Consider the following 26,791-nt stretch of genomic DNA (forward strand, 5'->3'; position numbering starts at 1 on the left):
CATCTTTGGGTTTTGAGAAAACCCTAAACTTGGCTCAGCAATCGTTGGTTACATCTTTGATTTCTCGCGGAGTAACTTGTGATGCTGATAATCTGTTGACTAGCAGTCTGACTCCACAAGCACCCACACGAATTGCTTGATTCAGCTGTTAAAGAGCGGTGGTTGATTCTTTCGTCTCAACCGAGGCGCGCATTCTACAGCGCCTGGTGTTGCTGTCAAGCGGTTATTTAAGAAGTTTTTCAAAGTTTCCCGTGGGAAACACTAACAACTTCAACCACTTGCGCTTTCGATCTCTCGTTAGCGGGAGGCGAATTCTACAGCGTTGTTCGCTGCTGTCAACACCTCTTTTTCACCGCTTTCGACCGAGAGGATCGAACCGTTGATAAAGCCAAACTACAGCGCCTTATCCACGACTTCCGGACTTCGATGAACTGAAGCCCTGCACTGCCGAAAATCGTTTAACTCATTGAAACTCAAGGAGTTTTTCGTTTCGACTGCGCCGGAAGTGGGGCGAATTATAGACGTCTGGAATCTGCCGTCAACACTTAATTTCAGCTTTATTCGGATTTCAGCGTGATACGCGCGAAAGCCTTCTTACCAGCCTGACATACGTGAGTAGCGCCCAGCTTATATAGGAAGGTGCGATCAACCACCTCACCATCGATACGCACGCCACCCGAACCCAGGAGATCACGCGCCACAGCGGCGTTCTTGACCAAGCCAGCCTTATTAAGAACAGCCGCAATAGGCATATCTTCAGCCGCAGCCAGTTCGATCTCCGGCAGATCATCCGGCAACTCGCCATCCTTCATGCGGTTACCCGCCGCACGATGGGCGTTGGCCGCCGCTTCTTCACCGTGGAAACGAGCAACGATTTCCTCGGCCAGCTTGATCTTGATGTCCCGCGGATTGGCCCCCGCCTCGACATCGGCACGGAAAGCGTTGATCTCATCCATGGAGCGGAAACTCAGCAGCTCGAAGTAACGCCACATCAAAGCATCCGGAATGGAAACCAACTTTCCGTACATAACGCCCGGCGCCTCCTGGATACCGACGTAGTTGCCCAGCGACTTGGACATCTTCTTCACGCCATCCAGCCCTTCCAGCAACGGCATGGTCAAGATGCATTGAGCTTCCTGACCATAACCGCGCTGCAGTTCACGCCCCATCAGCAGGTTGAACTTCTGATCCGTACCGCCCAACTCGACGTCGGCCCGCAATGCGACCGAGTCGTACCCCTGCACCAGCGGATAGAGGAATTCATGGATAGCGATGGGCTGATTGGTGGTGTAGCGCTTATCGAAGTCATCGCGCTCGAGCATACGAGCCACGGTGTACTGGGAGGTCAGGCGAATGAAGTCCGCCGGCCCCATCTTATCCATCCAAGTGGAGTTGAACGCCACCTCGGTCTTGGCCGGATCAAGAATCTTGAAAACCTGCGCCTTGTAGGTCTCGGCATTCTCGAGAACCTGCTCACGGGTCAGCGGTGGACGAGTCGCACTCTTGCCACTCGGATCACCAATCATCCCGGTGAAGTCACCGATCAGGAAGATGACCTGGTGCCCCAAGTCCTGGAACTGGCGCAGCTTATTAATAAGTACGGTATGCCCCAAGTGCAGATCGGGCGCCGTCGGGTCGAAACCGGCCTTGATACGCAGCGGCTGCCCACGCTTGAGTTTTTCGATCAGCTCGGACTCGACCAACAGTTCTTCCGCACCACGTTTGATCAGCGCTAGCTGCTCTTCAACCGACTTCATAACAGACCCGCAAGGCTCAGATTCAAAGGGCCCCAACCATACAATATCGCGCACCAAATACAAGGCTTGCCCGGCACGCGGACGCCAATCCACGGACAGAGCGTCCGCGGGCTTGCTTCGAAGGGGATTTGGTTATATTTTATACAGTTATTTCATCTTCATCATGTCATTCATCTTTTCCAATTCATCTTTTCAAAAGTCAAATTACCTATGACCACCGAACCGTCTAAAGCGCCACCGCTTTACCCGAAGACCCACCTGCTTGCCGCAAGTGGTATCGCCGCCCTCCTTAGCCTGGCGCTCCTGGTATTCCCTCCAGTGACGTGGAAGCCAAAAAGACGACGCTGAGCCTTGAACTGGAAAGCCCTGCTGAACAACTGACACAAGAACAAGACGCTGCCGAAGCCGTCCAAGCCACAAACGAACCGGCAGCCTCCCTTTTGCGCAGATTGAAAACAACGCCGACGACGCCCCCGAGACCGCTCAGGCCGTTGCTCCTGCGGTCGAGGAAAAGAAAGGACCGGACCATCGCGAAGTGATTGTCGCCAAAGGCGACACCCTCTCTACGCTCTTTGAAAAAGTGGGCCTGCCTTCGACATCGGTCCACGAAATCCTGGCCAGCGACAAGCAAGCCAAGCAGTTCACTCAACTGCAGCGCGGCCAGAAGCTCGAATTCGAACTCAATCCAGATGGCCAGTTGAACAACCTGCACACCAAGTTGAGCGACCTGGAAAGCATCACCCTGACCAAGAATGACAAGGGCTATGTATTCAACCGCGTCATCGCCAAACCCACCGTTCGTTCGGCATATGTACATGGCGTGATCAACAGCTCGCTGTCGCAATCGGCAGCCCGGGCCGGCCTGTCCCACAGCCTGACCATGGACATGGCCAACGTATTTGGCTACGACATCGACTTCGCCCAGGATATTCGCCAGGGCGACGAGTTCGACATCATCTACGAGCAAAAGGTGGTCAACGGCAAAAGCGTCGGCAACGGCCCGATCCTGTCCGCACGCTTCACCAACCGTGGCAAGACGTACACTGCGGTGCGCTACACCAATAAACAGGGTAACAGCAGCTACTACACGGCGGACGGCAACAGCATGCGCAAGGCATTCATCCGTACGCCGGTTGATTTTGCCCGCATCAGCTCCAAGTTTTCCGCTGGCCGCAAGCACCCGATCCTGAACAAGATTCGCGCCCACAAAGGCGTCGACTACGCCGCACCACGGGGCACGCCGATCAAGGCTGCCGGCGATGGCAAGGTCCTGTTGGCCGGCCGCCGCGGCGGCTATGGCAACACGGTGATCATCCAGCACGGCAACACTTACCGGACGCTGTACGGCCACATGCAGGGCTTTGCCAAAGGCGTGAAGACTGGCGGTACCGTGAAGCAAGGCCAGGTGATCGGCTATATCGGAACCACCGGCCTGTCCACCGGACCGCACCTGCACTATGAATTCCAGGTCAATGGCGTCCACGTCGATCCACTGGGTCAGAAACTGCCGATGGCCGATCCGATCGCCAAGTCCGAGCGCGCCCGCTTCCTGGCTCAGAGCCAACCGCTGATGGCGCGCATGGATCAAGAGAAAGCCACCCTGCTCGCCTCGAGCAAGCGCTAGGCCATGGCGCTTTATATCGGTGTGATGTCCGGGACCAGCCTCGACGGCCTGGATATCGCATTGGTCGAACTGGCTCCGGCGATCAAACTGGTCGCCACGCACTACATCCCCATGCCCGCGTCCCTGCGGGCCGAATTGCTCGAATTGTGCAGCAGCGGGCCCGATGAGATCGCCCGCTCCGCCATCGCCCAGCAGAACTGGGTAACGCTGGCCGCACAGGGCGTTCGCACCTTGCTCAACGAGCAGCAGCTCAAACCACAAGACATTACGGCGATTGGCAGCCATGGCCAGACCATTCGCCATGAGCCGGCGCGGGGCTTTACCGTACAGATCGGCAATCCGGCACTGCTCAGTGAGTTGACCGGAATCAGCATCGTCAGCGACTTTCGCAGCCGCGATGTCGCCGCCGGTGGGCAAGGTGCGCCCCTGGTACCGGCGTTTCACGAAGCATTGTTTGAAGAGCGAACTGGCAAACGGGCCGTATTGAATGTCGGTGGCTTCAGTAATCTCAGCCTGATCGAGCCAGGAAAACCCGTTGCCGGCTTCGATTGCGGCCCCGGCAACGTGTTGCTCGATGCCTGGATACATCAGCAGAAAGGTGAACACTTTGACCGCGACGGCCAATGGGCCGCCAGTGGCAACGTCGAACCCACCCTGTTGAAAACGCTGCTCGGTGACCCCTTCTTCGTGACCACGGGCCCCAAGAGTACAGGGCGAGAGGTATTCAACCTGCCTTGGCTGGCCCGGCACCTGTCGCACCTGCCGACCTTCACACCCGAAAACGTGCAAGCCACACTGCTAGAACTGTCGGCGGTGACCATCGTCGACGCCTTGCGACAGGCCCAGTCAGATACCGAAGAGCTGCTGGTTTGCGGCGGCGGCGCGCACAACCAGGCGCTGATGACGCGCTTGGCCGACTTGTTGCCGCAGACCCGCGTCAGCAGTACGGCGGTATACGGCGTCGATCCGGACTGGGTGGAGGCCATGGCATTCGCTTGGCTGGCCCATTGCTGCCTTCATGGCATTCCCGGCAACCGCCCAAGCGTGACCGGCGCACGAGGTCTTCGCGTACTCGGCGCCATCTACCCCGCTTGAGCCTATGAATCGCAGACAACAAAACGCCGCAGGGCCGTAAGGCACTGCGGCGTTTTTGATTGAAGCAATCAGATCGAGAACGAAGAGCCGCACCCACACGTCGTGGTAGCGTTAGGGTTCTTGATCACGAAACGCGAACCTTCCAGGCCTTCCTGATAATCCACCTCGGCACCCGCCAGGTACTGGAAGCTCATTGGATCGACCACCAGGCTGACGCCTTCGCGCTCCACGATGGTGTCGTCCTCGGCCACTTCCTCATCAAAAGTGAACCCGTACTGGAAACCGGAACAACCGCCGCCCGTTACAAATACGCGCAGCTTCAAACGATCATTGCCCTCTTCATCGACCAGGCTCTTCACCTTGTGCGCAGCACCGTGGGTAAATTGCAAAGCCGTGGGGGTGAAGGTTTCGACGCTCATGCTGAATATCTCCCGGCGTTTACGCCGCCATAATGCGTGATGGCGGGCATTATCCGCTTCTCCTACCAAATCGGTCAACTATTAGAAGCGCGGTGGCAAGCTCCAGGTTTCAGGCTGGAGTCTTGCCGCTTTCAAACGGCTTTAAGGCAACATCCCCGCGTGGGACAACCCCAGGCGCTCATCCAGCCCGAACAGGATGTTCATGTTCTGCACCGCCTGGCCCGATGCACCCTTGACCAGGTTATCGATGACCGACAACACCACCACCAGGTCACCATCCTGCGGACGGTGCACGGCGATACGGCAAACGTTCGCGCCACGCACACTGCGGGTTTCCGGATGACTGCCAGCCGGCATGACGTCCACGAACGGTTCGTTGGCATAGCGTTTTTCGAACAACGCCTGCAAGTCTACCGAGCGATCGACGACGGTTGCGTAGAGAGTGGAGTGGATGCCGCGAATCATCGGCGTCAGGTGCGGGACGAAGGTCAGGCCGACGTCCTTGCCCGCGGCACGGCGCAGGCCCTGGCGGATTTCCGGCAAATGCCGGTGACCTTTGACGGCATAGGCCTTCATGCTCTCCGATGTTTCGGAGTACAGCGAGCCTACGCTGGCGCCACGCCCGGCACCGCTGACACCGGATTTACAGTCGGCGATCAAGCGCGACGCATCGGCCAGGCCTGCTTCGAGCAGCGGCAGGAAGCCCAACTGTGTTGCCGTTGGATAGCAACCCGGCACCGCGATCAGTCGCGCTTGTTTTATTTTTTCGCGGTTGACTTCCGGCAGGCCGTAGACGGCTTCTTCGAGCAACTGCGGCGCACCGTGGGGCTGGCCGTACCATTTGGCCCACTCGTCCGCATCCTGCAGGCGGAAGTCCGCCGACAGATCGATGACCTTGGTCCCCGCAGCCAGCAGCTCACCCGCCAGGGCGTGGGCAACTCCGTGAGGCGTGGCGAAGAACACCACGTCGCAGGCGCCCAGGGTCTCGATGTCTGGAACACTGAAAGCCAGGCCATCGTAGTGGCCTCGCAGGTTCGGATACAGGTCGGCGACAGCCAGGCCAGCCTCGGATCGCGAGGTAATGACCACTACCTCAGCTTGCGGATGCTGTGCCAATAGACGCAGCAGTTCGACACCGGTGTAACCCGTGCCGCCGACGATACCGACCTTGACCATAAACCTGCCCTCAACGAACCCACTGGAAAGCCGTCGATGATAGGGGGCGCGCGGCGCCGCGACAACCGCCAAGGTGACGTGTGGCCGCTCTAACCTCTACTATCGGGCTACCGTGAATCTGGGAATAACTCAAAATGCTCTATCTGTGGCTCAAAGCACTTCACATCGTCAGCATGGTCTGCTGGTTCGCAGGGCTGTTCTACCTGCCTCGCCTGTTCGTCTATCACGCCCAAAGCGAGGACAGCGTCAGCCAGGAACGCTTCAGCGTGATGGAGCGCAAGTTGTATCGCGGCATCATGGGCCCGGCAATGATCGCCACCCTGGTGTTCGGCATCGGGCTGCTGAGCCTGAACGCCGGCGCGTATTTCACCCAGGGTGGCTGGATGCACGCCAAACTGACGCTGGTGGTGCTGCTGATCGGTTATCACCACATGTGCGGCGCCCAGGTAAAACGCTTCGCCCGTGGCGAAAACACCCGCAGCCATGTCTTTTATCGCTGGTTCAATGAAGTGCCGGTTCTGATATTGCTGGCTATTGTAATTCTGGTCGTGGTTCGCCCGTTCTAGGACAAAGCCTAACCTTCCAATCGGCACTACTTTATCCGGGGTACTTCTCATGTCGCTGCCCGCTCTACTCGAACAACGCCTGCGCTTGCCCGTCGTGGCTGCGCCGATGTTCCTGATTTCCAATCCACAGCTGGTACTGGCCTGCTGCCGAAACGGTATCGTCGGCAGCTTTCCCGCACTGAACCAGCGCGAAAGCAGTGGCTTCAAGGCCTGGCTGGAGGAAATCGAAGCAGGCCTGGCAGCGCTGGAGAATCCAGCCCCCTACGCCGTCAACCTGATCGTCCATCACAGCAATCCGCGCCTTCAGGCCGACCTGGCGATCTGCATCGAACACAAGGTGCCGATCGTCATCACCAGCCTGGGCGCGGTCAAGGAACTGGTGGACGCCGTGCATGGCTATGGTGGCCTGGTGTTCCACGACGTCACCACGCGGCGCCACGCCGAGAAAGCAGCCGAAGCCGGCGTTGATGGCCTGATCGCCGTGGCGGCCGGCGCCGGGGGCCATGCCGGAACCTGGAGCCCGTTCTCGCTGGTCGCCGAGATCCGCCAGTTCTTCGATAAAACCTTGCTGCTGGCGGGCTGTCTGAACCACGGCCATCAGATACTGGCCGCCCAGTTGCTCGGCGCGGACCTGGCCTATTTCGGGACACGCTTCATCGGCACCCGTGAAAGCCATGCGCCCGACGCCTATAAAGAGATGTTGCTCACATCCAGAGCCGCAGACATCGTGCATACTCCTGCGGTATCCGGGGTGCCGGCCAGCTTCATGCGCCAGAGCCTGGAAAACGCCGGCTTCGACCTCGCTGCCTTGCAGGGCAAAGGCGAAGTCGACTTTGGCTCGAAGCTCAAGCCGCTGAACGATGAGGCCAAGGCCTGGAAAACCGTGTGGTCCGCCGGCCAGGGCGTGGGGGAAATCCATGATCTGCCCAGCGTCGATGAGTTGGTGGCCCGACTGGACAAAGAATACCGCCAGGCGCAAGCCCGGGCGACGCAGCTCGGCGGCCAATGGCCTCGCTGAACTGCCCCGATCAAAAACCGCTGCATAACCATTTAGAGACAAGGATGCCGGGCATGAGTGAAACCCGTTTCAATATCGTATTCGACGGAGCCCTGATGCCGGGCGTCGATACCACCACAGCCAAACTCAACCTCGCCGAGTTGTTCAAGAGCGATGTCAGCGCCATCGAGCGGTTGTTCAGTGGCCGCAAGGTTGCGCTCAAAAGCAACCTGTCCCAAAGCGAAGCCCAGAAATACCTGGAAGCGCTGAACAAAAGCGGAATCGATGCCCGGATCGAGGCAGAGCCATCTCTCCAACTGGACCTCGGCGAAGTGCAGGACTCGCCCCAGCAGCCAGGCGCACGCCACTCTGACGCGCTCATTGATCCCGTCTCCCCCTACGCTCCCCTCGGGCCGACGTTGGCGAAAGCCTCGCCACCTACAGCACCCTCAAACCCTTCAGTTTCGAAGGCCGTATCGGGCGCCTGCGCTACCTGGCCTGGACCATGGTCCTGACACTCGCCATGTTGCCCGTCATCGGCATCGCCTTCTGGTACAGCCTGTCATGGGTCCTCGCTTCGAATTCGCTGGCGGCCATGATCGTCGGCGGGTTGATCGGCGGGGCCATCTTCCTCGGCTTTGCCTTCGTGAGCATCCAGTTCAGCGTCCAGCGCCTGCATGACATTGGCTGGTCCGGCTGGCTGTGGCTGCTCAACCTGGTGCCGTTCGTAGGCAGCGTCTTCCCGCTCGTGATGATCTGCGCGCCAGGCAACGACGGCCCCAACCGCTACGGCCCACCGCCACCGCCTAACAGCACCGCGGTCAAGGTTCTGTCGTGGCTATGGGTCGTGCTGATCGTCCTGATGATCGTTGGCGCCGTGGCCGGGGCCTTCAGCGGCCTCTCCGAGGACTACGACACCAGTTCCCTGAGCAGCTACGAAAGCAGTGAATCCAGCGACGAGACCAGCGCAGAACCCGCTGCCGAGGCAGCCGAGCCCGCCTCTCCTTCTGTAGACTATGAAGAGGAACAAGAGGAACAATAAGCGCGCTGCGTACCGGTGACAGCCCAGTCCACTGGCGGCGGGCTGTTGCGATGGAGAACTGCATGACCCGTTACGCTCTGATCACTGGCGCTTCCAGCGGCATAGGCCTGGCCATGGCCGAAGCGCTGGCCCGGCGCGGTCGCGACCTGATACTGGTGGCCCGACAGCGTGATCGGCTGGAAAGTATTGCCATTGAACTGACCCAGCGCTTTGGCGTAGAGGTGTTGTTCCGGGCCTGCGACCTGGGCGAACCGTTGAGGCTTTCAGGTTTTCTCCTGGAGCTAGAGGAAGGCGAGCGGCAAATCGACTTGCTGGTCAATTGTGCGGGCATCGGCACCTGCGGCCCGTTCCTGGGCCAGGACTGGATGACCGAACAGGACCTGATCGAAGTGAACATCCTCGCCCTGACGCGCATTTGCCACGCCGTCGGCAACAGCATGGCCTTGCAGGGTGGCGGCCAGATCCTCAACGTGGCATCGACGGCCGCGTTCAAGCCCGGCCCATGGATGAGCACCTATCACGCCAGCAAGGCCTACGTGCTGCACTTCTCCGAGGCCCTGCGGGTCGAACTGAAAAAGTGTGCGATCAAGGTCTCGGTGCTTTGCCCCGGCCCGACCCGTACCGGTTTTTTCGCCAGGGCGCAGATGCACGAGCAACACCTCACCCACGACAAGCACCTGATGAGCCCGGAAGAAGTCGCGCTGTACGCCGTGCGTGCGCTGGACAAAAACACCGCCATCATCATTCCCGGACGCCGCAACCGCTGGTTGGCCGCCTTGCCACGCCTGGGCTCGCGGTGGCTGGTCCGGACCCTCGCCGGCAGGACCAACAAGGCCTACTGCCCGCGCTGATCTGCCGAACGTTTAAAAACCCAGGCTCGCCGACCGAGCCTTCAGTACACTCGACCTCGACCCACTCAACGGAGAAACAGCTGTGGATACTCTGTTTACCAAGATCATCAACCGGGAAATCCCGGCGAAGATCATTTACGAGGATGACCAGGTCCTGGCCTTCCACGACATCGCCCCCCAGGCGCCGGTGCATTTTCTGGTCATTCCGAAAAAACCGATTCGCACCCTCAATGACCTGACCGAAGCGGACAAAGGCCTGGCCGGGCACATTCTGTTCACCGCCCAGCGCCTGGCGCTTGAACTGGGCTGCGAGGAAGGCTTTCGCGTGGTGATGAACTGCAATGAACTCGGTGGACAGACCGTCTATCACATTCATATGCACGTGCTGGGACAGCGCCAGATGAACTGGCCGCCGGGTTGATAACCCTGACCCAACGCAAATCACCGGCGGCCGATTGAGTTAAACTGGCCGCTGTTTTTTCCCGGAGGTACGCATGACTACCCAACGTCACTACTCGCCGATTGACCGCCTGCTGCTGCAAGCCGATACCGCGATGCGCACGCTATTGCCCTTCAGTGGCCAACCGTATCGGCCATCGCCGGCTATCGTGCAGCCGGACGCCCAGCTCAGTGACGAGCAGACCCGCCACGTGGCTGGCCTGATGCGAATCAACCACACCGGTGAAGTCTGCGCCCAGGCCTTGTACCAAGGCCAGGCGTTGACCGCGAAATTGCCCCGGGTGCGCGAGGCCATGGAGCATGCCGCCGAAGAAGAAATCGACCATCTGGTCTGGTGCGAGCAACGCATTCGCCAACTGGGCAGCCACACCAGCGTCCTGAATCCGCTGTTCTACGGCATGTCATTCGGCATCGGCGCCGTGGCCGGGTTGATCAGCGACAAGGTCAGCCTGGGGTTCGTCGCCGCAACCGAGCATCAGGTGTGCAAGCACCTCAATGAACACCTGGAACAACTCCCCGCCGAGGATGAAAAATCCCGCGCGATTCTGGAGCAGATGCGCAAGGACGAAGAACACCACGCCGAAAGCGCGCTCGAGGCCGGCGGCTTCCGCTTCCCGGCTCCCGTGAAGTTCGGCATGAGCCTGCTGGCCAAGGTCATGACCAAGAGCACCTACCGGATCTGACAAGGCCAATGTTCATGTGGCAACGGCGTGTGCGCCCTTGCCACGATGAACTCAGCTCGATCAGCCCAGCTCGATGATTTCGTAATCGTGGGTGATTTCAACGCCCGCAGCGCCAAGCATGATCGAAGCCGAGCAGTATTTCTCGGCAGACAACTCGATGGCCCGCTTGACCTGGGCTTCCTTCAGCGCACGCCCTTTCACCACGAAATGCATGTGGATCTTGGTAAACACTTTCGGATCTTCCGTGGCGCGCTCCGCTTCCAGGAACGCTTCACAACTTTCGACGGCCTGGCGCGACTTCTTGAGAATGCTGACCACGTCGAAGTTACTGCAACCGCCTACGCCCAGCAGGAGCATTTCCATTGGCCGGACACCCAGGTTCCGACCACCGGCATCGGGCGGGCCATCCATGACGACCACGTGACCACTGCCCGACTCACCGAGGAACATGGCTTCGCCAGCCCATTGGATGCGTGCCTTCATCGCCAAGACTCCACTGTCTAAAAAAGGGTCGCCAGCTTAGCACAGCCCTCCGTCGTGGCTGCTTTTGCCTTACGTCGCCTGACACTTACGTCCCTGAGTAAATTCTCGAATCAATTTTGAGTGCCTCTGTTAAGCTGGCGCCAACTCGCTGGCTTATTGCCAGCTTTCAGCGATTTTCATCGCGCCCATAAAAAACCAAACCTCATACCGCGCCGTTTTTCGGGACACAACCATGGTTGCCATTACTCCCACGCTCAAGATCAAGAATCTCGACAAGCTCTTGATGCATTGCCAGCGCCGTCGCTATCCGGCCAAGCACAACATCATTTGCGCAGGGGACCGTTCGGACACGTTGTTTTTCATCATCAAGGGATCGGTCACCATCCTGATCGAGGATGACGACGGGCGGGAGATGATCATCGCCTACCTCAACTCCGGGGACTTTTTCGGTGAGCTGGGGTTGTTCGAGCAGGCAGGCAAGGAACAGCAACGCAGTGCGTGGGTGCGAACCAAGATCGAATGCGAAGTCGCGGAAATCAGCTACACGAAATTCCGAGAACTGTCCCTGCAAGACCCGGACATTCTTTACGTCCTCAGCGGACAAATCGCACAGCGCCTGCGCAACACAACTCGCAAGGTCGGCGACCTGGCCTTTTTCGACGTGACGGGGCGCGTGGCCCGCTGCCTGCTGGACCTGTGCAAGCAGCCCGACGCCATGACCCACCCGGACGGCATGCAAATCAAGGTCACTCGCCAGGAAATCGGCCGGATCGTTGGCTGCTCTCGGGAAATGGTCGGCCGTGTGCTGAAGGATCTGGAAGAGCGCAACCTGGTCGACGTCAAAGGCAAGACCATGGTGGTGTTCGGAACGCGTTAACCGCCAAGCAGTTCGGTCAACAACGCCCGGTACAACTCATCGAGCCGCTCCAACGCCTCGGGCGCGGGGAATTTCTCATGCAGCGCGATGTGGCTTTCGGCACGCACTCGCTGCTCCAGGCCACAGGCCTGGTTGAAGCGATTGACCGCCGCAACCATGGACTCACGCTCGTTCTCAAGCAGAAGTGCGCCATGGACCAGACCCACCGGACGCTGGCCGCCCTTGCTTTGGCGCCAGCGCTGGGCGGTGCCGACCATCTTGCGGCCATCGAGGTTAACGTTGAATCGACCGTCGCAGAACGCCCCCTCCACCTCGCCCAGGGAAGCCACGCCGCCCAACTCATCCAGCAACTGGCAGATGGGCTCGCACAACCGACGGTAGGCCGTTTCGATGCGGCCGTGATCCCCCTCGCTGCGCGGCGGCGCGTAGACCAGGGCGATATTGACCGTCGCAGAAGACTGCGGCACCGGCTCACCCCCCGTTTCACGCAAAAGCACCGGCCAGCCGTGGGCCGCCGATACCGCGCTGGCGTGTTCAAAGCCGGGCAGGCGACTCAAGCGCCGCGGCATGACCAGCGCGCGGTCACTGGGCTGCCAGAACAACAGGCCGAACTCGGCATCGCCCGCGCAAATGCTGGCGAGCAGATCCTGTTCGGCTTGCAGGCCCGCTTCGACGGCCAGGGAAATCACCGGCGACATGGGCCTCAGTCCAGCGTCGAGCCGCTGACCGGCAGGCCACGCTCAGGAAAGAACAGGCGTTGCAGCTCGGTGCCCGGGTTCTCGGCCCGCATGAACGCTTCACCCACCAGGAACGAATAGACGTCGCTGACTTCCATCAGCTCGACATCGGCGCGGTTGAGGATGCCACTTTCCGTGATGACGAGGCGGTCGCGCGGAATCCGCGGCAGCAGGTCCAGGGTGGTCTCCAGGCTGACCTCAAAGGTGTGCAGGTTGCGGTTGTTCACGCCCACCAGCTTGGTGTCGAGGGTTTTCAGCGCCCGCTCCAACTCGTCACCATCATGGACTTCCACCAGCACGTCCAGGCCCACGCCCTTGGCCACGGCGGCCAGCTCGGCCATCTTGACGTCGTCCAGGGCGGAGACGATCAACAGCACGCAATCGGCGCCCAGGGCACGCGCCTCGACGATCTGATACGGGTCGATCATGAAGTCCTTGCGAATCACCGGCAACTTGCAGGCCGCTCGCGCCTCCTGCAGATACGCGTCGGCGCCCTGAAAGAAGTCGACATCCGTCAGTACCGAAAGGCAGGTCGCCCCACCCTTCTCGTAGCTCTTGGCGATGTCGGCCGGGACAAAGTCCTCGCGAATCACGCCCTTGCTGGGAGAGGCTTTCTTGATTTCAGCGATGACCGCCGGTTGCTTTCTCTTGGCCTGATCGATCAGTGCCTGGGCAAACCCCCGGGGCGCATCCGCCGAGCGGGCCAGGCCTTCCAATTCGGCCAGGCTGACCCGAGCACGGCGCTCGGCCACTTCTTCAGCCTTGCGAGCCAGGATGTTTTCCAGAACCGTTGGCACACTCATCCTTCGTTCTCCACTTTGAATACGGCGGTAAATGCACCCAGTTCCTCGAGCTTTTCCCTCGCCAGGCCGGTGTGCAGCGCATCATGGGCCAGCTCGACGCCTTGTTTGAGGCTGCTGGCGTGGTCCGCCGCGTACAGCGCAGCGCCGGCATTGAGCACGATCATCTCGGCGGCTTTCTGGCCATTCTCGGTCTTGCGGCGGCCCAGGGCATCGCGGATCAGCTCCAGGGATTGGGCCGGGCCGTCGACCGCCAGGCCGTGCAAGCTCTGGCTCTTCATGCCCAGGTCTTCAGGTTCGACCCAATACTCGCTGATCTGATCATTTTTTAGTTCGGCCACGAAGGTGGGGGCCGCCAGGCTGAACTCATCCAGGCCATCTTTCGAATGAACCACCAGGACATGCTTGCTGCCCAGGCGCTGCAGGACTTCAGCCAATGGCCGGCACAGCGCCTGGCTGAAGACCCCGACCACCTGATGTTTCACGCCGGCCGGATTCGTAAGCGGGCCGAGCATGTTGAACAATGTGCGCAGCCCCAGATCGCGGCGCGGCGCGGCGGCGTGCTTCATGGCGCTGTGGTGGGTCTGGGCGAACATGAAGCCGATGCCGACGTTGTCGATGCAACGGGCCACCTGGACCGGCGTCAGGTTCAGGTAGATCCCGGCCGCTTCAAGCAGATCGGCGCTACCGCTCTTGCCCGACACCGCGCGATTGCCGTGCTTGGCAACGGTGCAGCCGGCCGCTGCGACGACGAACGCCGACGCGGTGGAAACGTTGAAGATATTGGCGCCATCGCCGCCGGTGCCCACGACGTCAACGACGCCGTCCAGAGTCTTGAGCTCGACCTTGTCGGCGAGCTCGCGCATGACCGAGACCGCGCCGACGATTTCATCGATGCTCTCGCTCTTCATGCGCATGGCCATCATGAATGCGCCAATCTGCGCATCCGTGCATTGCCCGGTCATGATTTCGCGCATTACGTCGCGCATCTCATCGGTGCTCAGGTCGAGATGGCCGACGATACGGCTCAGGGCTGTCTTGATATCCATGAAAAGTCCTTAGCGCGTGCCGCCGGTTTGTTTGAGGAAGTTGGCGAACAGCTCGTGGCCCTGCTCGGTGAGAATAGACTCGGGATGAAATTGCACACCCTCGATGTTTAACGTCTTGTGTCGCAGCCCCATGATTTCGTCCACAGAACCGTCGTCGAGCTGGGTCCAGGCCGTCAACTCCAGGCAATCGGGCAAGGTTTCGCGCTTGACGATCAGGGAGTGGTAGCGGGTAACGGTCAGCGGCCGGTTCAGGCCCTCGAACACGCCCTTGTCCTCGTGGAATACCGGGCTAGTCTTACCGTGCATGACTTGCCGGGCGCGCACCACATCGCCGCCGAACGCCTGGCCGATGGACTGATGGCCCAGGCAGACGCCCAGGATCGGCAGCTTGCCGGCGAAATACTTGATGGCTTCGATGGAGACGCCCGCTTCGGTCGGCGTGCACGGGCCGGGGGAGACAACGATGCGCTCAGGCTTGAGGGCTTCGATTTCGGCGATGGTCAATTCGTCGTTGCGCACGACCTTGACCTCGGCGCCCAGCTCGCCAAGGTACTGCACAACGTTGTAGGTAAAAGAGTCGTAGTTATCGATCATCAGCAACATGGCGTAAGCAACCTATTGAATTCACTGACTTTAAATACAGCCTTCGGAGAGTGACCCGCGCGGTGTTGCGCTTGGCAGGGCACGTGGCACCCCGGCAAAGCGGCTTTCAAGCGGGTAAAGAAGGCAAATCGGTACAGGTCCGGCGAGGCCGGCGGAGAATGTTCAGGCGCGCCAACGCCAGCGGGCGTGTGCCTTGATCATTTGATCCAGAAGTTTGCTGAAAATCGACACAAGGGAAGTCTCGTTCATACGTCCCGGCACAGTAGCCTAGCTGGGCTGAGCACGCAATATGACCGATCCCGAAGGTCCTTGAAACAATCGCGGCAGCGCGGACAGATGGCAAAACGCCGGAAGTTTTTGGTACTGTCGTTTCGTTTGCCAAACAACAATAAGATAAAAACGGATTTTCCCATGATCAAAAAGACGCTGTTCGTACCGATTGCCAGTTGTCTGCTGGCGATGGCCTGCGCCCAGGCGAGCGCCGCATCCACCCCCTATTCCAAGTTCATCGTGTTCGGTGACAGCCTCAATGATGCCGGCCAATTCGCCGACCCCAATGGCCCACCTGGCTCGACCGAGCGCTACACCAACCGAACCGGCCCGAACTACACGAACGGCAGCGGCGAAGCCTATTCCGCCAACTCGACCCAACTGCTCGGCGGGCGCCTGGGTTATTCCGCCGACGAAACCGCCGCCTCCACCTCGGCGGTCCGCGCCAACGAGGGGCTCGCCGATGGCAATAACTGGGCGGTGGGCGGTTATCGCACCGACCAGATCCTGGAGTCGATTACCGGTGTGTCCGATACCGGCGAACGCAGCCGCCCTGGCTACTTGCAGTCCAATGGCCTGCGGGCCGATCCGAATGCGCTGTATTACCTTTCCGGGGGTGGTAACGACTTTCTCCAGGGCCGGGTCCTGAACACCGCGCAGGCGCAGGCCGCTGCCGACCGCCTGGCCGACAGCGTCCAGGTGCTGCAAACGGCCGGTGCCCGCTATGTGATGGTCTGGCTACTGCCCGACCTGGGCCTGACCCCAGCACTCAATGGCGGCCCGCTGCAGGACGTCTTCTCGCAACTGGGCAACGACTTCAACCAGCAACTGGTCACACGGTTGCAGGGCATCGACGCCGAAGTCATTCCGCTGAACATTCCGCTGCTGTTGCGCGAAAGCTTCGCCGACCCGGCACGGTTCGGCCTCGCCACCGGCGAGAACCTCACCGCCACCTGCTTCAGCGGCAATAACTGCACGGAAAACCCCACTTACGGCATCAACAGTGCCACGCCTGATCCCACCAAGCTGATCTACAACGACGCCGTCCACCCGACCGAGACCGGGCAAAAGCTGATCGCCGACTACGCCTATTCCCTGCTCGCAGCACCCTGGGAGCTGACCTTGCTGCCGGAAATGGTCCACTCGACCCTGCGCGCCCACCAGGATGAATTGCGCAGCCAGTGGCAATCGGATTGGGAGAACTGGCAGGCAGTCGGCCAATGGCGAGCGATCGTTGCAGGCGGCGGCCAGCATCTGGATGTCGACAGTCAGAGCAGCGGCGCCAGCGCCGATGGCAGCGGCTACAGCCTGAACATCGGCGGCAGCTATCGCCTCAATGAAGCCTGGCGCGTGGGTGTCGCGGCAGGCCTCTACCGCCAGGACATGGACGCCGGCCACAACGATTCGAACTACAAGCTCAACAGTTATCTGGCGACCGCTTTCGCCCAGTTCCAGCAGAATCGCTGGTGGGCCGACGCGGCACTGACCGGTGGCAAGCTCGACTACGACAGCCTGGAGCGCAAGTTCGACCTGGGCGTCAACGAGGCGCAGGAAAAAGGCGACACCGACGGTCACCTGTGGGCATTCAGCACCCGCGTGGGCTATGACATCGCCCAGCCGGGCAGCGAATGGCACCTGTCACCGTTCATCAGCGCCGACTATGCGAAGGTGGAAGTCGACGGTTATTCCGAGAAGAGCAACCGTTCCACTGCCCTGACCTTCGACGACCAGACTCGCGACTCGAAGCGCCTGGGCATTGGCTTGCAAGGCAAATACAACCTCACTCGCCAGACCCAGGTGTTTGGTGAATACGCCCACGAACGCGAGTACGAAGACGACACGCAGAAGGTGAACATCGCCCTCAACAGCCTGCCGGCCAACGACTTCACGCTTGAAGGCTACACGCCACAGAGCCACTTGAATCGCCTGAGCCTGGGGGTCAGCCACAAGTTGACCAACGACCTGGCACTGCGGGGCGGCTATACGTTGCGCAAGGATGATGACATGACCCAGCAAGGGGTGAGCGTGGGCGTCAGTCTGGACTTCTGATCGAGAGAACCTATGGGAGCGAGCTTGCTCGCGATTGCGGACTGTCAGTCAACTGGTTGGTTGAATATGACGGCCTCATCGCGAGCAAGCTCGCTCCCACACATTGATCGAGTTGTTGAAGGGGTTCAATCGCTCGAAGTCTGTTCGGCCAGCGCCACGGCACGGAACATCGCCCGGCGCTTGTTCAGGGTTTCTTCCCATTCCAGCGCTGGCACCGAGTCGGCGACGATGCCACCACCGGCCTGCACGTGCAGTTCACCGTTCTTGATCACCGCCGTGCGAATGGCAATGGCGGTGTCCATGTTGCCGTTCCAGGCGAAGTAACCCACCGCCCCGCCATACACGCCACGCTTGACCGGCTCGAGTTCGTCGATGATTTCCATCGCGCGGATTTTCGGCGCGCCGGACAAGGTGCCCGCCGGCAGGATCGCCCGCAAGGCGTCCATCGCCGTCAGTCCGGCCTTCAGTTGGCCGGTGACGTTGGACACGATGTGCATCACATTGGAATAGCGCTCGATGACCATTTTCTCGGTGAGCTTCACCGAGCCGACTTCCGACACCCGTCCAGTGTCGTTGCGCCCCAGGTCGATCAGCATCAGGTGCTCGGCGATTTCCTTGGCGTCCGACAGCAGGTCTTCTTCCAGCGCCCGGTCGGCTTCCTCGGTGGCGCCGCGGGGGCGCGTACCGGCGATCGGCCGCACGGTGATCAGGTTGTCTTCGACCCGAACCAGCACTTCCGGCGAACTGCCCACGACATGGAAGTCGCCGAAGTTGAAGAAGTACATGTAGGGCGTCGGGTTGAAGCAGCGCAGCGCCCGATACAGGTCGATGGGCGCCGCCTTGAAGTCGATGGACATTCGCTGCGACGGCACGACCTGCATGCAGTCACCGGCCAGGATGTATTCCTTGATGGTGTCGACGGCCCGCTCGTAATCAGCCTGGGTGAAGCTTGAACGGAACACCGGGTCGGCCGCCGACTGTTTGCTGAAATCCAGGCCAGGGCGCGGCGTGATCGGCTGGCGGAGCTTTTCCAACAACGCTTGCAGGCTTTGTTGGCCTTGCTCGTAGGCATCTTCGTGCGACGGATCGGCGAGGACGATCGCGTGCATCTTGCCGGCCAGGTTGTCGAAGACGACGACCGCGTCGGACACCATCAGCAGGATGTCCGGCACGCCCAGCGGATCGGGGTTCGGGCAGGTGCCGAGGCGTTTTTCCACGTAGCGCACGCAATCGTAGCCGAAGTACCCCACCAGGCCACCGTTGAAGCGCGGCAGCCCGGCAATGGTCGGCACGTTGTAGCGGGCCTTGAAGGTTTCGACGAAGGCCAGCGGGTCTTCGACCTCGTGGCTTTCGACCTCGACACCGTCATGGGTCACGCTGACGCGATGGTCGTGGACCCGAAGCACCGTGCGGCACGGCAGGCCGATGATGGAATAACGCCCCCACTTCTCGCCGCCCTGCACCGATTCGAGCAGGTAGGAATTGGGCTGGTCGGCCAGCTTGAGGTAGATCGACAACGGCGTGTCGAAGTCGGCCAGGGTTTCGCAGGCAAGCGGAATGCGGTTGTAGCCGGCAGCGGCTAGACGCAGGAATTCTTCGCGGATCATGGGGTGCCTCGTGGCAAGAGGAGCTGACAGTCAGGAATGCAAACGCGCCGGACAACCGGCAGGATCACGTCAGGCGCGCCAACGCCAGCGGGCCAGGGCCTTGATGACTTTCATCCAGAGTTTGCGAGTGACCACCACGATGGCGTTTCCAGAAGAGGATTGAACAGCGTCGGGCAACGTTATCTCAGCGGCAGGGTCCAGGCAACCGGGAATTAGCAGGCGCAAATCGTCGATCACCAACGCGGGAAACTCTTCGGCGATGGGCCGGCCATGGTTGTAGCCATAACTGAGCGCCACGCACTTGACCCCCGCCGCTTTCGCCGCCAGCACATCGCTGCGCGAGTCACCGACGAACAGCGATTGGGACGCCGGGATGTTGGCCATTTTCATGACGAAGAACAGCGCCGCCGGATCAGGCTTCTTCTGCGGCAAGGTGTCGCCACCGATGATCCAGCGGAAATAGCGGCCGATTTTCATCTGGTCCAGCAACGGCGCGACGAAGCGCTCCGGCTTGTTGGTGATCAGCGCCATTTCCACGCCCTGCTTTTGCAACCACTTGAGGGTGGAGCGCACGCCGGGGTAGACCACCGTCAGCGAATGATCGCCCTCATAGGCTTCATTGAACAGTTCCAGCGCCTGCTCGACCAGTGCGTCATCCACGCCCTCGGCTGCGATGTCATTGGCCAAAGCCCGGCGCACCAGCATCGGCGCGCCGTTGCCGACCCAATGCCGGACCGCATCGAGGCCAGCCGGCGGACGCCCGAGCTTGAGCAACATGCTGTCCACGGCCGCCGCGAGGTCCGGGACCGAATCGACCAGGGTGCCATCGAGGTCGAACATCACCAGACGCGGCAAGCTGCCGGGGAACAGCTGCTCGAAACCGCTCATGGGCGTGCCAGGGCCAGTTCGGCGCGCATCTTGTCGATGACGTCCTTGTAGTCCGGGGCATTGAAGATCGCCGAGCCGGCGACAAAGGTGTCGGCGCCGGCCATGGCGATTTCGCGGATGTTGTTCACATTCACGCCACCGTCGATTTCCAGGCGGATGTCACGGCCCGAGGCATCGATCAGCGCACGGGCTTCACGCAGTTTGTCGAGGGTGCCGGGAATGAACTTCTGCCCACCGAAGCCGGGGTTGACGCTCATGAGCAAGACCATGTCGACCTTGTCCATCACGTACTTGAGCACGTCCAGGGGCGTGGCCGGGTTGAACACCAGGCCGGACTTGCAACCGCCCTCGCGGATCAACTGCAGGGAACGGTCAATGTGCTGGGTGGCTTCGGGGTGAAAGGTGATGTAGGTCGCGCCGGCTTCGATGAAGTCGCCGACGATGCGGTCTACCGGGCTGACCATCAGGTGTGCGTCGATCGGCGCGGTGACGCCGTACTTGCGCAGCGCCGCGCAGACCATCGGACCGATGGTCAGGTTGGGCACGTAGTGATTGTCCATGACATCGAAGTGCACGATGTCGGCCCCGGCGGCCAGAACGTTGTCCACTTCCTCGCCCAGGCGGGCGAAGTCGGCGGAGAGAATCGACGGAGCAATAGCGAAGGGCTGCATGACGCACCTGTTTTGAGCGAAATCACGATGGCGCGCATTGTATACCGCAAGATTTGGCGCGCCCACCGTGACAGTCGATCAATACGCCGCGCGGTAGATCTTCTCGATATCCGCCGCACTCAGCTTGCGCGGGTTGTTGCGCATCAGCCGCTCGATCCCGGCGGCTTCCACGGCCATGGCCGGAATCACATCTTCGGTCACGCCCAGGCCGCTCATGCCCCGAGGGATCTCTACCGCGACACACAACGCAACCATGGCCTCGACAGCTTCATCGGCCGCCTCGAGATCGCTCAGGTGAGCAGTCTTGATGCCCATGGCCTCGGCGATGTCGCGCATGCGCTCGACACAGGCCATTTTGTTCCAGGCCATCACGTAGGGCAGCAACAGCGCATTGGCCACCCCATGGGAGATGTGGAAACGCCCGCCCAACGGGTACGCCAGCGCATGCACGGCCCCGACCCCGGCGTTGCCAAAGGCCATGCCGGCCATCAGGCTGGCGGTGGCCATGTCTTCGCGGGCTTGCAGGTGGGCCGGGTTGGCGTAGGCCTTGGGCAACGCGCGGGTGATCAGCTTGACCGCGCCGATGGCCAGGGCATCGGTGATCGGCGAAGCATTGAGCGACAGGTAGGCCTCGACGGCATGCACCAGCGCATCGACGCCACTGGACGCGGTCACGCTGCGCGGGCACGTCAGGGTCATCTGCGGGCTAACCAGCGCCACGTCCGGCAACAGGTAGTCGCTGACGATGCCTTTTTTCAGTTGCGCCGCCTTGTCGGAAAGGATCGCCACGTTGGTGACTTCCGAGCCCGTTCCGGCAGTGGTGGGGATGGCGATCATCGGCGGGCCTTTGCGCGGCACCTGGTCGACGCCGAACATGTCCTGCAACTCACCGTGATAGCCGGCGTAGACGCCGACGCACTTGGCAATGTCGATGGCACTGCCACCGCCCAGCCCGATCAGGCCGTCATGGCCGCCGTCACGGTAGGCCTGCATGCAATCTTCGACGATGGCGATTTCCGGGTCCGGCATGACCCGGTCGAAAATCTCGTAGTCACGCCCACCCAGATGTTGCAGGGCCAGCTCCACGGTGCCGGACTTGACCAGCACGGCATCGGTCACGATCAGCGGGTTGTCGACGTCCAGGCGCGTCAACTCGGCCGCCAGTTGCTCGATGGCAGCGGCACCGGTGATCAGTTTGTGGGCGATCTTGAATGAGGAAAGACTCATGTGCGCGGCCTCTTGTTCGAGTATGGGCTGGCACAAGGATAGCTCGGTATCGGGGGTTGTTCTGCCATTCAGCTGATGAATGCAATGAGAAACCCTGTGGGAGCGAGCTTGCTCGCGATAGCGCACTGACATTCAGCATCAATGTTGAATGCTCTACCGCTATCGCGAGCAAGCTCGCTCCCACATTTGGACAACGCAGCCTTCAGGCCTGGGCCGTGCGCAACTTCTCGCTGCGCCCGCGCAGCCACTCCAGCGTCAGCAGCAGGATCACCGAGAACGCGATCAACAGCGTCGCCGCCGCAGCGATGGTCGGGCTGAGGTTTTCACGGATGCCGCTGAACATCTGCCGAGGCAGCGTGGCCTGTTCGGGTCCGGCGAGGAACAGGGTCACCACCACTTCATCGAACGACGTCGCGAAGGCGAACAGCGCCCCGGAGATGACGCCCGGGGCGATCAACGGCAAGGTCACCCGACGAAATGCAGTCAGCGGCGAAGCGCCGAGGCTGGCGGCCGCCCGCACCAGGTTGTGGTTGAACCCCTGCAAGGTCGCCGACACGGTGATGATGACGAACGGTACGCCCAGCACCGCGTGCACCACAATCAGCGAGATGAAGCTGTTGCCCATCCCCAGCGGCGCGAAAAACAGGTAGCTGGCGACCCCGATGATCACCACCGGCACCACCATGGGCGAAATCACCAGGGCCATCACCAGCGCCTTGCCCGGAAAGTCGCCGCGGGTCAGGCCGATGGCCGCCAGCGTACCGAAGACCATCGCCAGCAACGTCGCCGCCGGGGCGACGATGATGCTGTTCTTCAGCGCGCGCATCCATTCAGCGGAGGCGAAGAAGTCGTGGTACCACTGCAGCGAAAAGCCCTGCAGCGGGTACACCAGGAAGCTGCCGGAGTTGAACGACAGCGGAACGATCACCAGCACCGGCAGGATCAGGAACAACAGGATCAGCCCGCAGAGCGTGCGCAAGCAGTAGAACCACACCCGTTCCACGGGGGACATGTAAGGACTCACCATTTTCAATCTCCCCTTAGCTCAGGCGCAGGCGACTGGCGCCCACCAGCCAGCTGTAAATCAGATAAAGCACGATGGTCGCCAGCAACAGCAGCCCGCCGAGTGCCGTGGCCATGCCCCAGTTGATGCTGGTATTGGTGTAGAAGGCGACGAAGTAGCTGACCATCTGGTCGTTCGGGCTGCCCAGCAATGCCGGGGTGATGTAGTAGCCGATGGCGAGGATGAACACCAACAGGCAACCGGCGCCGACGCCGGCATAGGTCTGCGGGAAGTACACCCGCCAGAAACTGGCGAATGGATGGCAGCCCAGGGAAATGGCCGCACGCATGTAGGTGGGCGAGATGCCTTTCATCACGCTGTAGATCGGCAGGATCATGAACGGCAGCAGGATGTGGACCATCGAGATGTAGACACCCGTGCGGTTGAACACCAGCTCCAGCGGCTTGTCGATCACGCCCATGGCCATCAGGGCGCTGTTGATCAAGCCACCCGATTGCAACAGCACGATCCACGCTGCCACCCGTACCAGGATCGATGTCCAGAACGGCAGCAGCACCAGGATCATCAGCAGGTTGCTCTGGCGCGACGGCAGGTTCGCCAGCAGGTAGGCCAACGGGTAGGCCAGCACCAGGCAGATCGCGGTGATGATCAGGCCCATCCAGAAGGTACGGGCGAAGATGTCCAGGTAGATCGCCTGGTCGGGGGTGGCCGGGGCCAGTTCGCCGAGGTCGTCGATACGGTGATCGACAGCCGCCAGCAGGTAATAAGGAGTGACGTTACTGGTATTGCGGCGGATCACCTGCCAGTAGGCCGGGTCGCCCCAACGCTCGTCGAGGTTTTCCAGGGCTTCTTTATAAGAGGCCGGCTCGGTGGCAAACGGCAACGCGCGGGCCGTCTTGGTCAACAGGCTGCGGTAGCCGGCCGACTCCATGTTCAGACGCTTGGACAGATCGCCCAGGGTCTGGTTCTTGCGGGCCTCGGCCAGGTCTTCACTGGCGGCCTTGTAGACCGGTTCGCCCGGCAACCCCCGTCCGTCCCACGTTGAGATCACAGCCACGGTGCGCGGCATGGCGCCGACCACTTCGGGGTTGCTGACGCTTTTGAACAACAGCGCCACGATGGGCACGAGGAACACCAGTAGCAGAAACAGCACCAGCGGCGCGATCAAGGCCTGGGCCTTCCAGCGGTTGACCCGCTCGGCGCGCTTGAGCCGCTGCTTCAGGTTGGGGCTGGTGCCCGCGTTCAGTGGAACGGCGATGGCCATGGCGAACTCCGCAAATCTTTTTATCGTTACAGGGGCGGGGGAGCGCCCCTGTTCTTTTGAAACACCCGATTGGAGCAAGAACCTGTGGGAGCGAGCTTGCTCGCGATGGCTACGGCACATTCAACATTGATGTGTCTGACAAACCGCTATCGCGAGCAAGCTCGCTCCCACATGGATTTCATCCAGCTTCAGACTGTCGGGTTACTTCGCCGCCCAGGAGTTGAAGCGCTGCTCCAGTTGCTCGCCGTTGTCAGCCCAGAAGCTGACGTCGATCTGCACCTGGTTGGCGATGTTTTCCGGGGTGGTCGGCATGTCCTTCAGGACATCCTTGGCCAGCAACGGTACGGCCTGGGTGTTGGCAGGGCCGTAGGCGATGTTTTCCGAGTAGGTCTTCTGCTGTTGCGGTGCCACCGAGAAGGCGATGAACTTCTTCGCCGCTTCGGCGCGGGTTTTGTCCAGGCCGCGCGGGATGGCCCAGGCGTCGAAGTCGTAGATGCCGCCGTTCCACACCACTTTCAGGTTGCTTTCCTTCTGTACCGCGGCGATCCGGCCGTTGTAGGCCGAGCTCATGACCACGTCACCGGAGGCCAGGTACTGCGGCGGCTGGGCGCCCGCTTCCCACCACTGGATGTTCGGCTTGAGTTCGTCGAGCTTCTTGAACGCACGGTCCTGGCCATCCTTGCCGGCCAGCACCTTGTACACGTCCTTGGGCGCGACGCCATCGGCCATCAAGGCGAATTCCAGGGTGTACTTGGCGCCCTTGCGCAGGCCACGCTTGCCCGGGAATTGCTTGGTGTCCCAGAAGTCGGCCCAACTGGTCGGCGCGGTCTTCAGTTTGTCGGCGTTGTAGGCCAGGACGGTCGACCACACGAAGAAGCCGACGCCGCACGGCTGGATGGCGCCCTTGACGTAGTCTTCGGTCTTGCCGAACAGGGCCGGGTCCAGTTGCTCGAACATGTCCTCGTCGCAACCGCGGGACAATTCCGGGGACTCGACTTCCACCAGGTCCCAGGAAACGCTCTTGGTGTCGACCATGGCCTTGACCTTGGCCATTTCGCCGTTGTACTCGCCCGCCACGATCTTGCCGTTGCCGGCCGCTTCCCAAGGTGCGTAGAAGGCCTTGACCTGCGCCGCCTTGTTCGCCCCGCCAAAAGACACCACGGTCAGGTCCGGGCCCGCCGCCATCGCGCTTGCCGCACCCATCATGCCCAGGGTCAGGGCTGTGAACTTCAGGGATCTCAACATTTATTGTTCTCTCCACGTGCAGGGTTGGTGTTGGTACAGCAGGGGGCGATCAATTCGCCTCTAGAAGGGGATCGAGCGCACGCACATGCTCGACTTGCCAGCCAAGCGGAACCACGTCCCCGACGGCGAGCCCGGGATCGAGCTCGGCAATCGGCTGTTTCACGAAGAAGTCGTTCTTGCCGCAGACTTCCAGGCGAACCCGGACGTGGTCGCCCAGATAGATGAATTCCGCCACCCTCCCTGAGAAGCGGTTGACACATTGTTCGCTTGCGCCGTTGAGGCTCACCCGCTCCGGGCGGATCGACAGGGTCACCGGCTCGCCGGGCTGGCCGACGTTGACCGCCAGCGCCTCGACCTTCTCGCCACGCCCCAACTCCACCAGGCAGCGATCGCCGGTCTGGCTGTGCAGGCGGCCGCTGAGGCGATTGTTCTCGCCGATGAAGTTGGCAACGAAGGTGTTTTTCGGCTCTTCATAAAGCGTGCGCGGTGGCGCGATCTGCTGGATCTCGCCCTGGTGGAACACCGCCACGCGGTCGGACATGGTCAAGGCTTCGCCCTGGTCGTGGGTCACGTAGACCACGGTCACGCCAAGGCGCTGGTGCAGGTGCTTGATTTCCATCTGCATGTGTTCGCGCAGTTGCTTGTCCAGCGCCCCGAGGGGTTCGTCCATCAGCACCAGTTGCGGCTCGAACACCAGGGCCCGGGCCAACGCCACACGCTGCTGCTGACCGCCGGACAGCTGCGCCGGGTAGCGTTGGGCGAAGCTGTCCAGCTGGACCATGCTCAGCACGCGCTTGACCCGGTCGCTCACGTCGCTCTTGTTCAGGCCACGCACGGTCAGCGGGAACGCGAGGTTCTCGGCGACGGTCATGTGGGGGAACAGCGCGTAGTTCTGGAACACCATGCCGATGTCGCGCTTGTGCGGCGGCACATGGTTGATGGCGCGTCCGGCCAGTTGGATTTCACCGGCCGTCGGGGTTTCAAATCCGGCGAGCATCATCAGGCTGGTGGTCTTGCCCGAGCCGGACGGCCCGAGCAGGGTGAGGAATTCGCCTTTGCGAATGTCCAGGTTGAGGTCCTTGACGATCAGGTTCTCGCCATCGTAGCTCTTTTGCACACCACGAAAGCTGACCAGCACATCGCTGGCCCCCGCGCTTGAATCGACCTGGCTCATACCCGCACCTTTTGTATTGATGACTGCTTGTGAATCAAGCCTAGTGGAGCCTCGCCCCCGCGCAAATCGGGGCGCAGGAGAGAATCACCTCAGACGGATGGAAGTGCGGGGTAGGGATTGCCCTACACGGATGGCGGGATTGGATAAATGCAGC

Annotated in this window: 24 protein-coding genes and 2 pseudogenes; 10 read left to right on the top strand and 16 right to left on the bottom strand. The window is 61.1% G+C overall.

The genetic code is table 11. The annotated features are described in order from the left end of the window. Positions 1–557: 557 nt before the first annotated feature. Positions 558–1,757 (bottom strand): tyrosine--tRNA ligase, encoded by a 1,200-nt coding sequence (gene tyrS / locus KI241_RS24560; RefSeq protein WP_042730277.1) that lies wholly within the window; start codon positions 1,755–1,757, stop codon positions 558–560. 210 nt (positions 1,758–1,967) lie between these two features. Between tyrS and KI241_RS24565 the strand changes: the two are divergent. Together KI241_RS24565 and KI241_RS24570 are read left to right on the top strand one after the other, a co-directional pair. Next, positions 1,968–3,381 (top strand): annotated as a pseudogene (locus tag KI241_RS24565) (peptidoglycan DD-metalloendopeptidase family protein). Between the two features lie 3 nt (positions 3,382–3,384). Further along, positions 3,385–4,476: an anhydro-N-acetylmuramic acid kinase gene (locus tag KI241_RS24570; protein ID WP_042730275.1), complete on the top strand. Its 1,092-nt coding sequence runs from the start codon at positions 3,385–3,387 to the stop codon at positions 4,474–4,476. A 68-nt stretch (positions 4,477–4,544) separates the two neighbouring features. Here the strand turns inward: KI241_RS24570 and erpA are convergent, their stop codons facing one another. Beyond that, on the bottom strand, positions 4,545–4,895 hold the full coding sequence (erpA, locus tag KI241_RS24575; RefSeq protein WP_003177727.1) for an iron-sulfur cluster insertion protein ErpA: 351 nt from the start codon (positions 4,893–4,895) through the stop codon (positions 4,545–4,547). Positions 4,896–5,036: 141 nt separating this feature from the next. After that, a complete protein-coding gene (gene argC, locus KI241_RS24580; protein ID WP_042730274.1) occupies positions 5,037–6,071 on the bottom strand; it encodes an N-acetyl-gamma-glutamyl-phosphate reductase in 1,035 nt (344 codons plus the stop codon). Positions 6,072–6,205: 134 nt separating this feature from the next. On the opposite strand from argC, the gene hemJ reads away from it, so the two are divergent. The 6 genes and pseudogenes from hemJ (at position 6,206) to coq7 (ending at position 10,669) form a co-directional block, all read left to right on the top strand. Continuing rightward, a complete protein-coding gene (gene hemJ / locus KI241_RS24585) occupies positions 6,206–6,637 on the top strand; it encodes a protoporphyrinogen oxidase HemJ (protein WP_003177725.1) in 432 nt (143 codons plus the stop codon). Positions 6,638–6,686: 49 nt separating this feature from the next. Further along, positions 6,687–7,655 (top strand): nitronate monooxygenase family protein, encoded by a 969-nt coding sequence (locus KI241_RS24590; protein WP_042730273.1) that lies wholly within the window; start codon positions 6,687–6,689, stop codon positions 7,653–7,655. A gap of 53 nt (positions 7,656–7,708) precedes the next feature. Further along, positions 7,709–8,676: pseudogene (locus KI241_RS24595) on the top strand (DUF805 domain-containing protein). Positions 8,677–8,738: 62 nt separating this feature from the next. Then, positions 8,739–9,527, top strand: coding sequence for an SDR family oxidoreductase (locus tag KI241_RS24600; protein ID WP_042730271.1), 789 nt, complete (start codon positions 8,739–8,741; stop codon positions 9,525–9,527). An 82-nt stretch (positions 9,528–9,609) separates the two neighbouring features. Then, entirely contained in the window at positions 9,610–9,948 is a 339-nt protein-coding gene (locus KI241_RS24605) for a histidine triad nucleotide-binding protein (RefSeq protein ID WP_042730270.1), read from the top strand. 73 nt (positions 9,949–10,021) lie between these two features. Then, positions 10,022–10,669 carry a 2-polyprenyl-3-methyl-6-methoxy-1,4-benzoquinone monooxygenase gene (gene coq7, locus KI241_RS24610; protein WP_042730269.1) on the top strand — a complete coding sequence of 216 codons (648 nt, stop codon included), beginning with the start codon at positions 10,022–10,024 and terminating at the stop codon, positions 10,667–10,669. Positions 10,670–10,729: 60 nt separating this feature from the next. On the opposite strand, the gene KI241_RS24615 is transcribed toward coq7, so the two are convergent. Then, positions 10,730–11,152, bottom strand: a complete 423-nt coding sequence (locus KI241_RS24615) for an OsmC family protein (protein WP_042730268.1) — start codon at positions 11,150–11,152, stop codon at positions 10,730–10,732. Between the two features lie 232 nt (positions 11,153–11,384). Here KI241_RS24615 and crp point away from each other — a divergent pair, with 232 nt between their 5' ends. After that, entirely contained in the window at positions 11,385–12,029 is a 645-nt protein-coding gene (gene crp, locus KI241_RS24620) for a cAMP-activated global transcriptional regulator CRP (RefSeq protein WP_042730267.1), read from the top strand. Here crp and KI241_RS24625 read toward each other — a convergent pair. Genes KI241_RS24625 through KI241_RS24640 form a run of 4 tightly spaced genes read right to left on the bottom strand, consistent with a single transcriptional unit; the run spans position 12,026 to position 15,218 of the window. After that, positions 12,026–12,727 carry a lipoate--protein ligase family protein gene (locus tag KI241_RS24625; protein WP_042730266.1) on the bottom strand — a complete coding sequence of 234 codons (702 nt, stop codon included), beginning with the start codon at positions 12,725–12,727 and terminating at the stop codon, positions 12,026–12,028. The genes crp and KI241_RS24625 overlap by 4 nt on opposite strands. A 5-nt stretch (positions 12,728–12,732) precedes the next feature. Next, complete coding sequence (trpC, locus tag KI241_RS24630; protein WP_042730265.1) at positions 12,733–13,569, bottom strand: indole-3-glycerol phosphate synthase TrpC; 837 nt, start codon at positions 13,567–13,569, stop codon at positions 12,733–12,735. After that, the gene (trpD, locus tag KI241_RS24635; RefSeq protein ID WP_042730264.1) at positions 13,566–14,615 is read right to left on the bottom strand and encodes an anthranilate phosphoribosyltransferase; all 1,050 of its coding nucleotides are present in this window, start codon (positions 14,613–14,615) and stop codon (positions 13,566–13,568) included. The genes trpC and trpD overlap by 4 nt, the downstream gene beginning before the upstream one ends. A 9-nt stretch (positions 14,616–14,624) precedes the next feature. After that, positions 14,625–15,218: an aminodeoxychorismate/anthranilate synthase component II gene (locus tag KI241_RS24640; RefSeq protein WP_042730263.1), complete on the bottom strand. Its 594-nt coding sequence runs from the start codon at positions 15,216–15,218 to the stop codon at positions 14,625–14,627. A gap of 411 nt (positions 15,219–15,629) precedes the next feature. Between KI241_RS24640 and estP the strand changes: the two genes are divergently transcribed. Then, a complete protein-coding gene (estP, locus tag KI241_RS24645; RefSeq protein ID WP_042730262.1) occupies positions 15,630–17,537 on the top strand; it encodes an esterase EstP in 1,908 nt (635 codons plus the stop codon). 125 nt (positions 17,538–17,662) lie between these two features. Here estP and trpE read toward each other — a convergent pair whose 3' ends face one another. The 8 genes from trpE to KI241_RS24685 form a co-directional block, all read right to left on the bottom strand. Next, positions 17,663–19,144, bottom strand: coding sequence for an anthranilate synthase component I (gene trpE, locus KI241_RS24650; protein WP_123579675.1), 1,482 nt, complete (start codon positions 19,142–19,144; stop codon positions 17,663–17,665). Between the two features lie 69 nt (positions 19,145–19,213). After that, positions 19,214–20,032, bottom strand: a complete 819-nt coding sequence (locus KI241_RS24655; RefSeq protein WP_042730712.1) for a phosphoglycolate phosphatase — start codon at positions 20,030–20,032, stop codon at positions 19,214–19,216. Then, positions 20,029–20,703 (bottom strand): ribulose-phosphate 3-epimerase, encoded by a 675-nt coding sequence (gene rpe, locus KI241_RS24660; RefSeq protein ID WP_042730713.1) that lies wholly within the window; start codon positions 20,701–20,703, stop codon positions 20,029–20,031. Before rpe ends, KI241_RS24655 begins: the two co-directional genes overlap by 4 nt. A 78-nt stretch (positions 20,704–20,781) precedes the next feature. Beyond that, entirely contained in the window at positions 20,782–21,930 is a 1,149-nt protein-coding gene (locus KI241_RS24665) for an iron-containing alcohol dehydrogenase (RefSeq protein ID WP_042730714.1), read from the bottom strand. A gap of 202 nt (positions 21,931–22,132) precedes the next feature. Continuing rightward, on the bottom strand, positions 22,133–22,957 hold the full coding sequence (locus KI241_RS24670) for an ABC transporter permease (RefSeq protein ID WP_042730715.1): 825 nt from the start codon (positions 22,955–22,957) through the stop codon (positions 22,133–22,135). Positions 22,958–22,970: 13 nt separating this feature from the next. Further along, entirely contained in the window at positions 22,971–24,218 is a 1,248-nt protein-coding gene (locus tag KI241_RS24675; protein ID WP_042730716.1) for an ABC transporter permease, read from the bottom strand. 201 nt (positions 24,219–24,419) lie between these two features. After that, entirely contained in the window at positions 24,420–25,463 is a 1,044-nt protein-coding gene (locus KI241_RS24680; protein WP_042730717.1) for an ABC transporter substrate-binding protein, read from the bottom strand. 49 nt (positions 25,464–25,512) lie between these two features. Continuing rightward, complete coding sequence (locus tag KI241_RS24685; protein WP_042730718.1) at positions 25,513–26,637, bottom strand: ABC transporter ATP-binding protein; 1,125 nt, start codon at positions 26,635–26,637, stop codon at positions 25,513–25,515. Positions 26,638–26,791: the final 154 nt, after the last annotated feature.

This window comes from Pseudomonas sp. Cab53 (genome assembly GCF_018325965.1).
GTDB lineage: Bacteria > Pseudomonadota > Gammaproteobacteria > Pseudomonadales > Pseudomonadaceae > Aquipseudomonas > Aquipseudomonas chlororaphis_E.